This is a genomic window from Lysobacter sp. A286, from assembly GCF_054052105.1.
The window spans coordinates 350,927-364,190 of record NZ_JBSVRJ010000001.1 but is presented as its reverse complement, the minus strand read 5'-3'; the positions used below and the strand labels follow the sequence as shown (position 1 = coordinate 364,190).

General features: G+C 67.4%; 9 protein-coding genes. 3 read left to right on the top strand and 6 right to left on the bottom strand.

Translation table 11 applies throughout. The features are described 5' to 3' along the window. Position 1 precedes the first annotated feature (1 nt). Positions 2–865 (top strand): energy transducer TonB, encoded by an 864-nt coding sequence (locus tag ACW7G0_RS01650; RefSeq protein ID WP_456987241.1) that lies wholly within the window; start codon positions 2–4, stop codon positions 863–865. Here the strand turns inward: ACW7G0_RS01650 and tsaB are convergent. Genes tsaB through mrcB form a run of 4 tightly spaced genes read right to left on the bottom strand, consistent with a single transcriptional unit; the run spans position 862 to position 6,649 of the window. Next, positions 862–1,611 carry a tRNA (adenosine(37)-N6)-threonylcarbamoyltransferase complex dimerization subunit type 1 TsaB gene (tsaB, locus tag ACW7G0_RS01645; RefSeq protein ID WP_456989423.1) on the bottom strand — a complete coding sequence of 250 codons (750 nt, stop codon included), beginning with the start codon at positions 1,609–1,611 and terminating at the stop codon, positions 862–864. The genes ACW7G0_RS01650 and tsaB overlap by 4 nt on opposite strands. Before the next feature lie 14 nt (positions 1,612–1,625). Continuing rightward, on the bottom strand, positions 1,626–3,713 hold the full coding sequence (locus tag ACW7G0_RS01640; RefSeq protein ID WP_456987240.1) for an ATP-dependent DNA helicase: 2,088 nt from the start codon (positions 3,711–3,713) through the stop codon (positions 1,626–1,628). A gap of 3 nt (positions 3,714–3,716) precedes the next feature. Continuing rightward, the gene (locus ACW7G0_RS01635) at positions 3,717–4,226 is read right to left on the bottom strand and encodes a tetratricopeptide repeat protein (protein WP_456987238.1); all 510 of its coding nucleotides are present in this window, start codon (positions 4,224–4,226) and stop codon (positions 3,717–3,719) included. Further along, the gene (gene mrcB / locus ACW7G0_RS01630; RefSeq protein WP_456987237.1) at positions 4,223–6,649 is read right to left on the bottom strand and encodes a penicillin-binding protein 1B; all 2,427 of its coding nucleotides are present in this window, start codon (positions 6,647–6,649) and stop codon (positions 4,223–4,225) included. Before mrcB ends, ACW7G0_RS01635 begins: the two co-directional genes overlap by 4 nt. Before the next feature lie 156 nt (positions 6,650–6,805). Between mrcB and ACW7G0_RS01625 the strand changes: the two genes are divergently transcribed. Continuing rightward, positions 6,806–8,908: a glycosyltransferase gene (locus tag ACW7G0_RS01625; protein WP_456987236.1), complete on the top strand. Its 2,103-nt coding sequence runs from the start codon at positions 6,806–6,808 to the stop codon at positions 8,906–8,908. On the opposite strand, the gene ACW7G0_RS01620 is transcribed toward ACW7G0_RS01625, so the two are convergent. Next, a complete protein-coding gene (locus ACW7G0_RS01620) occupies positions 8,905–10,332 on the bottom strand; it encodes a hypothetical protein (RefSeq protein ID WP_456987234.1) in 1,428 nt (475 codons plus the stop codon). The two genes, ACW7G0_RS01625 and ACW7G0_RS01620, sit on opposite strands and share 4 nt — an antisense overlap. Before the next feature lie 126 nt (positions 10,333–10,458). Beyond that, positions 10,459–12,669: a RelA/SpoT family protein gene (locus ACW7G0_RS01615; RefSeq protein WP_456987232.1), complete on the bottom strand. Its 2,211-nt coding sequence runs from the start codon at positions 12,667–12,669 to the stop codon at positions 10,459–10,461. A 69-nt stretch (positions 12,670–12,738) separates the two neighbouring features. Between ACW7G0_RS01615 and ACW7G0_RS01610 the strand changes: the two genes are divergently transcribed. Beyond that, the gene (locus tag ACW7G0_RS01610; protein ID WP_456987230.1) at positions 12,739–13,257 is read left to right on the top strand and encodes a hypothetical protein; all 519 of its coding nucleotides are present in this window, start codon (positions 12,739–12,741) and stop codon (positions 13,255–13,257) included. Positions 13,258–13,264 lie beyond the last annotated feature (7 nt).

The following is a 13,264-nucleotide window of genomic DNA, read 5'->3' as shown; positions in this document are numbered from 1 at the left end:
CGTGGCCACCGCGCCAGTGATCGGTGAGCAACAACGTCTGGGCGCGACACTGGTCCTGTCGTTGCTGGTCCATGGGATGCTGCTGCTCGGGGTCGGCTTCGCGCTGGAAAGCGCGGCGCCGGTAGTCCCGACCCTGGACGTGATCCTGACCCAGACCCGCAGCGCACTGACGCCGAAGCAAGCCGACTTCTTGGCCCAAGCCAACAATCTGGGCGGCGGCGAACACGACAAGAGCACGCGCCCGAGCGAGAGCCAATCGGGGCCATTGCCACAGGCCACCGAGGGCATTGCCCAGCGCCAGTTGCGCGCGCAGTCACCCGCCCCGCAACCACAATCGCGGGCACGGGTCATCAGCAGCACGCGTAGCGAGATCGCCGTTGCCACCGCGCAGGAAACTCCCGAGGCCAGCGATCATCCGCTGCCACCCGGCCAGGAAAAGATCGATCGCGACGTCGCCATGGCCCGCCTGGCCGCGGAAATACACCTGCGTTCCGAGCGCTATGCCAAGCGTCCCAAGCGCAAGTTCGTTTCCGCCAGCACCACCGAATACGCCTGGGCCAGCTACTTGCGCGGCTGGGTCGACCGGGTCGAGCGCGTCGGCAACCTCAACTATCCCGACGAGGCCCGTCGGCGCCGGCTGGCCGGGCAGGTGGTCATCAGTATCGGGATCCGCCGCGATGGCACGGTGGAGCACTCGCAGATCGTTCTGAGCAGTGGCATCGCGCTGTTGGACGCTTCCGCCCTGCGGATTGCCAAGCTGGCCGAGCCCTACGCGCCGTTACCGGCAACCGATGAAGATCCCGACATCTTGCACGTGACCCGCACCTGGGCGTTCTTGCCGGACGGCGAGCTGCAAGACCGTTAGGGACTCGACGGCTTCGAGGCACGCAATGCCTTTTGCTCAGCGGTTGTCAGGGCAACGTGATTGCGCAGGTAGGCCGGTTCAATCCGCTCCGGCGCGACCCCCTCACCGCGAGCCAACGCCTCCGCCGCGAGCGTGGCCACCGCAGCGGCATGCGGCAATGCCGTCGCATCGATGCTCGTGAATCTGGCAGCAAGGCGTGACCCCAACGCGCCATCGCAAGCCGCAAACCCGGTGCCAACCCCGTGCCAGTCGCCGGGTCCGGAGGGCAACTGCGCCGCATCCGGGGCAACGACAACCTCCTCGCTGATCGCGATGAGTCCGTCACTGCGCCACTCGAACGCACCGGAATAGATCTCGCCCATGCGCGCATCAATGGCCGCCAGGATGTGGCCACCGGGCCGGTCGGCCAACTCCCCGGGCAGTGCAGCATCGGCCGGGCGATACCCGGCCGCCAGTGCGGCCAGCGTGGATACCGGGACGATCGGCCGGTCCAGCGCCAACGCGATGCCCTGTCCAATGGCGATCGCCAGGCGCACGCCGGTGAATGCTCCCGGCCCGCGGCCGACGGCGATTGCATCCAGCTGCGACTTGTTCAGGCCCGCCTGCGCAAGCAAGGCTTCCGCCCACGGCAATGCAAGCTCGGCGTGCCGGCGCGGGGCGACCTCGAAACGCTCATGCACCTCGCCATCGATCCACAACGCGACCGAGCAGCCCTCGGTAGACAGTTCAAACGCGAGCAGCTTCATTTCATCGGCCCTGGTCACTCATTGATGGTCTCCGCCAGGAGTGATGACTGTGATGCAAAAAAATCCTCCACCTCCTCGATCCGCCGCGTCTTTGGCAACGGCGGCAACGAGTCCAGGAACACCCGCCCGTAGCTCTTGGCCGACAGCCGCGGATCGCACAGCACCAATACACCGCGATCGGTCTCGCTGCGGATCAAGCGCCCGGCGCCCTGCTTGAGCGCAATGACGGCCTGCGGCAGTTGTTCATCCCGGAACGGGTTGCCACCGTCGCGCCGGATCGCTTCCAGCCGGGCCTCGAACACCGGATCATCGGGCGCGCCAAATGGCAGTTTGTCGATGATCACCACACTGAGCGCATCACCCGCCACGTCCACGCCTTCGCGAAAACTCGCGGCACCCAGCAACACGCCGTTACCCGACCCGCGGAAGCGCTCCAGCAGTAGCGAGCGCGGACCCTCGCCCTGCACGAACAGTGGCCACGGGCCGCCGCGCAATAATTCGGCAGCCTCACGCAGCGCCCGGTGCGAAGCAAACAACACGAACGCACGGCCTGCGGACGCCTCCAGGACAGGCTTGATCGCCTCCACGATGGCGGCGGTGTAGTGACGCGCCGACGGCTCGGGCAGCCCCGGGGGCAGGTAGCACAACGCTTGCTTCGGCCAGTCGAACGGGCTGGGTGCCAGCAACGTGGTTGGCTCATGCAGGCCCAGCTTGATGGCGTAGTGCTCGAAGCGGCCGCCGATCGCCAGCGTGGCCGAAGTGAATACCCACGCCGCCTGCGAACGTGCGCGGTGCTCGGCCAGCGGGCCGGCGACATCCAGCGGCGTGCGGCTCAGGCGGAAGCCACGTGCGGTCAGCTCGTACCACAACACGCTGGGCTCGCTGCCGTCCAGCAGCGGGCCGCGATCATCCGGATCCGCGACCGGGACATCAGCCTGCTGCGGGGCGAACGGCGACGAATCGCTACCGTCGACCCCGGCATCCGCCACGTTTTCCACAGCTCCTGCATCATCGGCATCACGCCAACGCAACAGGCGTTTCTCGAACTCCCTGGCCCGCGCGGTGCAACTGTCGAAACCCGGCGCCGCCTCCCGCAGTGGCAACAACGCGGCATGCAGGTCACGCAACGCCTGCAGCAAATCATCCAGTCCGGCCTCGGCGTTGGCGTCCTCGGCGGCACGGCGACGGGTGCCCCGCACCGGCAGTTCGTCCATTGACGCGCGCAGCTGGCGCACGGCCTGCTCCAGCGCGCGCGTAGGCTCCTGCAAAACGGCCAATGCCCCCGGGGTTTGCTTGCACTCGGCCAGCGCGTCGCGGGCCAACTCCACCAAGGGCCGGGCGCTTAGCGCTTCACCGAAAAATTGCGCCGCCAGCTCCGGCAGCTGATGCGCCTCGTCGACCACGAACGCCTGGGCACCCGGCAGTATCTCGCCGAAGCCTTCCTGCTTCAGCGCCAGGTCGGCCAGCAGCAGGTGATGGTTGACCACCACCAGGTCGGCGGCCTGCGCACGTTGCCGCGCCTGGACCACGAAACACTCCGAGAAAAACGGGCACTCGCTGCCCAGGCAGTTATCGGCGGTGGAGGTCACCATTGGCAGCAGCGGCGAATCGTCCGGCAGGTCCTCCAGCTCGGCCATGTCACCCATCCGCGTGCGACTGGACCAGGCCACGATGCGCTGGAACTGCGAGGCCATCGCGAGATTGTGGAAGCGCGGCTCGCCCTTGGCCTGCTGCAGTCGGTAATGGCACACGTAGTTGGACCGGCCTTTCAGCAACGCGGTCTTCAGGCCGACCCCGAGTGCGTCGCGCACCCGCGGCAAGTCGCGATGGTAGAGCTGGTCCTGCAGCGCGCGGGTGCCGGTGGACACGATGGTCTTCAGGCCGGACAGGATCGCCGGAACCAGGTAGGCGAAGGTCTTGCCGGTACCGGTGCCGGCCTCTGCCAACAGCACGCCGCGGTGTTCGAACGCATTCGCAATCGCGGCGGAAAAATCCTGCTGCGCGCTGCGTGGCGTGAACGCGGCAATGTTGCGCGCCAGCTCGCCGCCTTCGCTCAATGCGGCGCGGCTGGCGGTGCCAAGTCGACTTGTCGCGTGGTCCATCGGTCAATAACGCGCCGGTGCGGTGACGGTGCACGCGTCGCGTTGCTGGCGTGCCTGGGCGAGCTGCGCGGTTTCGCCTTCCACCGCCAGCACCTGGACCACGGTTTCCCAGTGCCGCCGACACTGCGGGCCCACTTCGGCGCCAATCGTGATTGCCTGGCGCGCGAGTCGTTCGGCCTGTGGCAGGTCACCCAGCAGCACGGCGGCCTCGGCGCGTTGTTGCAGCAGTTCCGGATCACCCGGATCAAGGGCCAGGGCCTGGTCGAGGATCACCGCAGCTTCGGCGTGGTGGCCTTGCGCATGCAATTGGCGGGCTTGGGCCTGCAAGTCGGTGACGTGTGCGCCGGCCAGGGGATTGACGACCAGCTCGGGGGTTGCGGAGGCGCCGGCCGCCTGGATCGCTTTCACCATGGCGACCGGATCGAACGACGGCGCGGGAGCGACCACCGGGGCGGCGGAGCAGGCACTGAGCACCAGTGCGAACGTGGCGACAATCAGCAAACGAAGGTTCATCGTGTTTCCTGTGGCGGTAGCGGCTGGTCGGCGGGTTCGGGCTGGGGCTTGTCATCGTCGCGACCAAACCCGAACCACTCACGCCAACCGCCTTGTCCCTGTTCCTGCCCCGGCACCACCTCGGGCTCGGGTGGCTGGCAAGGCTGGTGGGCGGGTGCAAAGCCGGCAACGAAGGCAAACCGGCGCGCGCCGGGACAACCGGCATCGGTCGTGTTCGACCCGACCACCCAGCGCCAGTCCAGGCCCTCGTCACCCACCTTCAACGGCGCGCTGGGCAGGTGCTTGAACAACCGTGACCACACCCGCATGCCGCCGGTCGAGCCATACAGTCCGGTCGGCTTGTTGTCGTCATTGCCTACCCAAACCACTGCCAGGTGATCACCGGTATAGCCGGCGAACCAGCTGTCGCGGCTGTCGTTGCTGGTGCCGGTCTTGCCCGCCGCATTGAGCCGGCCGAGCCCGTCGGATACCAGCTGTCGACCGGTGCCGTTGGAGACCGCGCGCTGCAACGCGATTGTGATCAACCGCGCCGCCACCGCATCGCCCGCTTGCGCCGGCGCCGGCGCGGTGTCGTAACGGTTGAGCGCGCGACCGTCGGTATCCAGCACGCCACGCACCAGGTGCAGTGGCTGGATCTCGCCGCCGGAGGCAAGGAACTGGTACAGCTGGGCCATCGCGTAGGGGCTCTGGTCGAGCGAACCGAGGATCAGCGACGGGTTGGGTTCGGCCTTGATCCCCGCCAGCGTCTGTACCAGATCGGCGATCCGCCGCGGGTCGACCTGCATGCCGACCCGCACCGTTGCCTGGTTGTAGGAGTTCGCCAGCGCGTCGACCAGGTGCACGCTGCCGTGGCTGCGGCCATCGGAATTGCCCGGCTCCCAGCGTTTTCCGTTGCTGAGCGCCACCGTCACCGGGGCATCGCTGACCCAGCTGGCCATCGACCATTGGCCCGGTGATGCCAGCGCGAGCAGGTACACGAACGGCTTGATCAGCGAGCCCACCGGACGATGCGCCTCCACCGCACGGTTGAAGCCGGGCAACGCCGGGGTCGCGCTGCCGACCACCGCCAGCACTTCGCCGTCATGGACGTCGGTCAGCACCAGCCCGGCCTGCAGGTCCGGCCGGTTTTTCCCGTCCAAGGCCTTCAAGGTGTGGGTGACCGCGCTTTCCGCATAGGCCTGCGCCGATGGTGCCATCCCGGTCATGACGCTCAGCCCGGCACCCGCCAACGCGTCGGCCGGATAGTCCCGCGCCAGCTGACGCCGCATCAGGTCGACATAGGCGGGGAACCGGTTGGCCGAGGTGCTGCCAGGTTGATCGGTGACGCCCAACGGCGCGGCGCGTGCACGCTGGTACTCGGCGTCGTCGATCAGCCCGGTTTCATGCATCTCGCCCAGCACGAAATTACGCCGTTGGGTGGCTCGATCGGGATGCCGTCGCGGATCGTAGTAGGACGGTCCGCGCACGATCCCGATCAGCAAGGCAATCTGCTCGGTGCTGATATCGGCCAGATCGCGCCCAAACCAGAACTCCGCGGCTGCCGCCACACCATGGATCGCTTGCGCCCCACGCTGGCCCAGGTAGACCTGATTGAAATAGGCCTCCAGGATCACCTGCTTGTCGTAGCGTGCCTCGATCAACAGCGCGTAGATGATCTCGTTGAACTTGCGGGTGTAGGTGCGCTCGCGCCCGATCCCGAGCAGGCCACTGCGCGCCAGTTGCTGGGTCAGCGTGCTGGCGCCCTGGCGGGCTTCGCCGGAGCGCAGGTTGACCCAGGCGGCCCGCGCCATGCCGGACAGGTCGATGCCGTGGTGGTGGGCAAAATCCCGATCCTCGACCGCCTGCAGGCCGGTCACCAGCAACTCGGGGACTTCGTCGAGTTGTACCAGCCGACGCTCCTGCTGCTGCTGGCCATACAGGGTCGCGATGCGGGCCGGGTCCAGCCTGGCCAGCTTCAACGCCTCATCGGCGCCGGCCGCGCGCAGACCAGTGACCTTGCCGCCCGACACCGTCACCTCGACCCGGCTGGGAGCAACCGGCCCATCCACGTCGTTGAAGCCGCGGCTGGAGATCACCCAGTGCGTGCCTTCGTTGGAATAGCTGCCGGCCCGGCGCCCGTCGCCGACGTGATAGCCGGCCGCGTGCAGTTCGGTCCTGAGCGTGCCGGCGTCCATCGCCAGACCCGGCGCCAGCGCCAGCGGCCGGCCGTATACCCGGGTCGGCAACTGCCAGCGGAGCTGGTCGAAGCGCTCCCCGACCTCGTGGTTGAGATACAGCGAATACGGGATCAGGAACCCCAACCCCAACCCGATCGCCGCCAACACCCAGGTCACCACGCGGCGGCGCCATTGCGGCGTCCGATGTTCGTCGGAGTTGGAGTGGTCGGAATTCAAATCGTCTTCGTCGTAATCGATTCGGGCCACGGCATGGGACAATGACAGGGCGGTGCCCTCGTGGACTGAAGTCTAACGCAGCCCGAGCCGACGCCCGTAGCGTGGGCACTGGCGTGAATTGGGCGTCAGTTCAGCCCGTTGCGATAGCGTACGACGCGCTTTTCCCTACTGCCGGAGTTGTAAAGCATGGCGATGTCGCGGGCCGACCTGCGGTTTCTGTTCGATCGCAGCACCGGCCTGATCCAACGCGGGCTGACCAGTTTGCGTACCCGCGGCCTCCATGCCTCGTGGCAGCGCGTGCTCAAGCAGTTGCGGCGGGTCCGGCCAGCGCCGCGCAGCGATCTGTACCTTCCCGCGCCGACGCCTTTCGCCGGCTTCGCCGTGCCTGCCAGCCAGTCGCCCGTCGCCAGCATCGTGATTCCCGTCTACAACCAGTTCCCGCACACCCTGGGGTGCCTGCGCGCGCTGGCCGCGCACCCGTCCGGGTTGCCGGTGGAGATCATCGTCGTCGACGACGGCAGCTCCGACGAAACGGCAACCGCATTGACGCAGGTGGACGGGCTGCGCTACTTCCGCCGTGTCGACAATGGCGGTTTCGTCGCCGCCTGCAACGACGGCCTGGCAAAGGCGCGTGGCGAGTTCGTGGTGTTCCTCAACAACGACACGGTTCCGCAACCGGGCTGGCTGGACGCGCTGTTGGCGACCTTCGACGAGCATGCCGGTACCGGACTGGTCGGTGCGCAGTTGCTCTATCCCGATGGTCGCTTGCAGGAGGCCGGCGGCATCGTGCGCAAGGACGGCTCCGCCGACAAGCTCGGCCGGCTGGACGCCGCCGACCACTGCGCCTTCAACTATGTCCGCCGCGTGGACTACTGCTCCGGCGCGGCCATCGCCCTGCCGCGGGAACTGCTGGAATCACTGGGCGGGTTCGACAACCGTTACGCGCCGGCATTCTACGAAGACACCGACCTGGGCATGCAGGTGCGTACACGCGGGTTGCAGGTGCTGTACCAGCCCGCGTCCAAGGTGGTGCACGCCGAGGGCGCAACCGCCGGCACCGATACGCGCCATGGCGTCAAGGCCTACCAGGTGCGCAACCAACAGTATTTCCGGGAGCGCTGGCACGCACTGCTGGCCGACCACCCTGGTCATACCGCCGCCGCGGCTGGACTGACCGACCGGCTGTATTCACGCACCGTATTGGTCATCGACGCGCTCACACCGCGTCCGGACCGCGACTCCGGGTCGCTGCGACTGGTCAACCTGATGCGCATGCTGCGCGAGGAAGGCGCGCACGTGGTGTTCATGCCGGCCGACCGCGACCACGATGGCGACTACACCCGCGCCTTGCAGCAGTTGGGGGTCGAGGTCTGGTACGCGCCATTCGCCCCACGGCTGCCGAAATGGCTGGCCGAGCACGGCTCACGCTTTTACAGCGTGCTTGTCTGCCGCCATTACGTGATGCGCGAGATGCTGCCATTGCTGCGCAGATACGCACCGCAGGCGCGAGTGGTGTTTGATACCGTCGACCTGCACTACCTGCGCGAGCGCCGGGGCGGCGAGCTGGCCAACGACCCTGTCCGGACCCGCGGCGCCGAGCGTACCCGCACCTTGGAGCTGGACGTCATCGCCCGCAGCGACGCAACCCTGGTAGTCAGCGAGGTCGAACGCGAACTGCTGTCACACGATGCCCCGCGGGCCCGCGTGGAGGTGCTGTCCAACCTGCACAGCAGCGGTGGCCACGGCCTGCCTTTCGAGGAGCGCCGCGACCTGATGTTCGTCGGCGGGTTTCGCCATCCTCCCAACGTGGACGCCGTGTGCTGGTTCGTCGAATCGGTCTGGCCGTTGCTGCGAGCCCATGAGCCGGACCTGCAATTCCACTGCATCGGCGGCGACGTGACCGCCGAGGTTGCGGCACTGGCGACATCACCGGGGGTCATCGTGCATGGGCACGTGCCCAACCTGACCCCGTACCTGGCCGAAGTACGGCTATCGGTCGCACCACTACGCTACGGCGCGGGGGTGAAAGGCAAGATCAACCAGCCCATGGCTCATGGCCAGCCCGTGGTAGCCACCACCTGCGCGATCGAAGGCATGCATCTGCGTGCCGGCCAGGACGTGCTGGTGGCCGACGATGCCGCCGATTTCGCCACCGCCGTCCTGCGCGCTTATCACGACGGCGCCTTGTGGCAACAGCTGGGCGATAACGGCCGCGCCAACGTCGAGCAGCACTTCTCGCTGGACGCTGGCCGCGCCGTGGTGCAACAAGTGCTGTTGGGTCGGGACTAGTCGGCCACCACCGAGGCGGCGCGCACGCGGTGGGCGAAAGCCTCCATGCCTTCTGCGAGTGGATCCAGCGCGCGCGCCGTGTCCAGGGCGTGTCGCGCGGCCGGCAGCTCGCCTGCTCCCAGACGCTCGTCACCCACCGCAATCCAGCGCAATGCCAGCCGCCGGCGCGCTTTCCGCACGTTGCCATCATCCCCTTCCAGCACCGCGTAGGCGTCCAGGCAGGCGCCTGCGGTCGTCAGCTGGTTGCGCGGTGATGCCTGCTCAAAACACTTCCAGGCCGCCGGACGCAGGCGTGCCGCCATGGCGAGCACCGCCGGCTCCTGCGGTGCGATGGCGCGCGCGGTGCGCAACTTGTCGTAGGCGCTCTCGCCCGGCGGCAACAGCAGGTCGCCGCGCGCTTCAGCGGCCCCGGCAGCAGCCAGCAGGTCAAGCACGCGGCGACGCTGGGCGGCGGACGGCACGCCATCGTTGAAACGTGCCTGCGACACCCGCGCCTCGGTCAGGTATCGCCGCGCGGCGACCACCGCGGCAGCCTGCGGTGCGATCGCCTCGGCCGCCAGCAACTCGGCTTGCGCTGGCCGAAGCTGAAAGTCGGCGGCGTAGCGTCGACTGCGTGCGGCATGTGCATCGGCCACCCGGACCCGACCGCGAGCCGCCTCGGCGTTGCCGGGATCGATCGTCGCAACCTGGTCATAGCCAGTCAGCGCCGCCGCCAGCTCACCTCGCGCCAGGTCATCATCCGCTTTCGCCAGCCGACGCTCGATCCCGGCTCCCAGTTCGGCCAGGGTTTGTGGCAGGTCGACGTGACCGGGATCCACCGCCTGCACGCGCGCGACCAGACTCGCCGCCTGGCCGAACTCGGCATCGCCCACGGCCTTGCGCGCCTGTTGCAGCAGGTCGGCCAGGGTGTCCTCCCGGCCCTCCAACGCCGCGATGTTGTTGGGTTGCAGTGCCAGCACGCGCTCGAACAATGGCAGCGCAGCAGCCGCATCGCCGTCAAGATGACCCATGCCGCGCGCCACGACCGCCTCGCTCAGCAGCCGATCCACCCCGATGGCATCCACTTCCAGCCTGCGCAGCCGGGCCTCCAGCGCATCGGCCTGCGCCGTTGGCACAGCCAGGTCGCGGGCCAACTGCAATGCGTCGCGCGCTTCCGTCGAATGTCCCTGGTCAATTGCCGATCCGGCACGTGCCAATGCGGCGTTGCCGACCGCGGCCAGCCCGTCACGCGCGCCAATCCGATCGGGATCCAGCGCCAACGCGGCTTCATACAGCTCGCGTGCGCCACGCCCGTCTGCGCGACTCAGCTCTCCGGCTCGCAGCGCCCGGGCGGCATCGATGCGTAATTGCTGGATACGCGTGTCCGGCCACAACCACTGCGATATCGGTTGGCGGGCCAACAGCAACACTGACAGCCCGCCCACCGCCAACGCCAATGCCAGCCAGCGATGCCAAGCAGGGACGCGCGGCCTGTGGTCATCATTGCAATTGTTTCGGGGTGAGCGCAGAGGCATGACAGCAGCATAGTCCGCCCGGTCACCCGGTTTGCATCAACTGCGCTGGGCGTGCTCCACCCCGGGTAGCGCGGAGAGCTTTCCCAGCAGTGCCGAGAGCTGGCCGAAGTCGCCTACCCGCAACCGCATCCGGATCCGGACGCGGGCACCGTTTCGCTGCAGGTCGCTGCGGATGCTACCGACATGCACGTTGGCCTGGGCAATCACGTTGGTGACCTCCTTGAGCAACCATTTTCGATCCACCGCGACCACTTCCACATCCACCTCGTAACCGCTGCTGGCACCCCACTCCACCGGCAGGATGCGCTGGGGCTGCCTCTCCGCCAGTCGCTGGAACATCGCGCAGCTGTCACGGTGCACCGTAACGCCACGCCCACGGGTCAGGTAGCCGGCAATGGGCTCGCCCGGCAACGGCTGGCAGCAACGACCCAGCTGCACCAGCAGGTTGTCGAGCCCCTGCACGGTAAAGTCGCGCGCCTTGTTGCGCGGCGGCCTGGCCGGGGCGGCGACGACCTCCGGGGTCGGCGCGGGAGTGGCCCTGGCACGTTCATGCTCCAGCAATATCCGGCCGACCTGATGCGGCCCCAGATCACCCAGGCCGACCAGCACGTGCAGGTCACCATCGTTGGCCAATGCAAAACGCTCACGTGCCGGTGCCAGGTCGGCGCCCAGCAAACCCAGCCGACGCAGCTCCTTGTCCAGCAACTCCTTGCCGGCGATCTCGTTGCGACCACGATCCAGCTTGTGGAACCAGTTGCGCACCTTCTCGCGCGACCGGCTGCTGGCAAGGAAGCCGTTGGACTCGATCAGCCAGTCACGACGCGGCTCGCCGGTCTTGGCGGTCTTGATCTCGACCCGGTCACCACTGTTCAACCGATGATCCAGCGGCACGATGCGCCCATCCACCTTGGCGCCGCGGCAACGGTGTCCGACCTCGGTATGCACCCGATAGGCGAAGTCCAGCGGCGTGGAACCCACCGGCAGGTCGATCACCTCGCCCTTGGGCGTCAGCACATAAACCCGGTCCTCGACCAGCTCGGCATCCAGCTCGCCGGCCAGGGCCGCGTCATCGGCACCCGTCCCGGCAGCCGGTTCCAGCAGTTTTCGCATCCAGGCGATTTTGCGATCGAATGCAGCGTCGCCGCCGCTGCCTTCCTTGTAGCGCCAGTGTGCCGCCACGCCCAGCTCGGCCTGGCGGTGCATGTCGAAGGTGCGGATCTGCACTTCCAGGGTCTTGCCCTGCGGCCCGATCACCGCGGTGTGCAGCGAGCGGTAGTCATTGCGCTTGGGGCGGGCGATGTAGTCATCGAACTCGCTGGGGATCGGCACCCAGGTGGCGTGCACCACTCCGAGCGCGGCGTAACAGGCCGCCACGTCGTCGACCAGGATGCGTACCGCACGCAGGTCGTACAGCTCGCTGATCGGCGCCTGCTTGCGCTGCATCTTCTTCCAGATGCTGTAGATGTGCTTGGGCCGACCGGCAATATCGGCCTCCAACCGATGCGCACCAAGGGCCGCGCGCAAGGTCTTCTGGACCTGGTCGATGTAGCTTTCCCGGTCGCGGCGCTTCTCGGCCAGCAGACGTGCGATCTGCTGGTAGGTGTCTTCATGCAGGTAACGGAACGCGAGGTCTTCCAGCTCCCATTTCAGTTGCCAGATGCCCAGTCGATTGGCCAGCGGAGCGTGGATGTCGCGGGTGAGCGTGGCCAACGCGGTACGCCGCTCCGGTGGCAGCGTATCGGCTTGCTGCATGCGGGCCAGCTGCCGGGAAAGCAGGATCGGCACTCCCCGCATGTCGCGCACGATCGCCAGCAACAAGCGGCGCAAACCTTCACTGCTGCCGCGTCCCTGTTGCTCGACATGCAGCGCCCATACCTGGCCGGCCGCACGCTGGCCTTCCAGCAAGGCACAAATCAACGGGAAGTCGCGTTCGAGCGTTTCACTGATCCGCGCCTGCAGGCCGGGATACGTATGCAGGATCGCCGCGGCGAGGCTGTCACTGTCGGCGCCCAGTCGCTGCAGCGCCGTCAGCATCTTCGCGACCGTGTCGGGCGGGTCGCGTGGATCGTCGGCGACGGTTGCGTCCGTTGCCACCGCCTGCACCATCGCCACCAGCAACGCCGACTCAATGGTGTTTGCAGGCGCCTGCCCCAGCAACGCCGCCAACGCGGCTGCCGGCGCGGAGATCGCGGCCGCATTGGCCACCGGAACACCCGCCTTGGGCGCAGTGGGTCGCGAAGTGCTCATCGCGGTATCGGTTCATCTGTGTGCAGGAGAGTGTCTACACTAGCGGCCAAACACCCACAGGAACAACTCATGCAAACGACTGAACGCAACGGCCCTGCCTTGTATCGCCTCCGTCCGATTGCCTTGGCCGGCCTGCTTCTGCTGGCTCCATTCGCGTCGGCCCAGGACGCCACCCGGATCGAGCAGCAAATGACCGCCGAGCAGTTCCAGGCGGCCGGCCTTGACCAGCTCACCCCGGCGCAGCTGACTCAGCTGAACAACTGGCTCAACCGCACCCTGGATACCGAGACCGACAAGGCCACCAAAGTCGCAGAGGAACGAGTAAAGCAGGAGCAACGCGGATTCGCCTCCAACCGCTCCAGCGAGCCGGTGATCGCGCATCTGCAAGGCGAGTTCGATGGGTTCCGCGAAGGTCTCAAGTACACCCTGGACAACGGCCAGGTGTGGCGCCAGACCGATAATGCATCGCTGGTCGGCGTGCACGTGGACAACCCCCAGATAACCATCACGCCCGGCATATTTGGCGGTATCTGGTACCTGCGGGTCGAGGGCTACAACACCCGCGCGAAGGTGGAGCGGGTCAAGTAGGCGGACC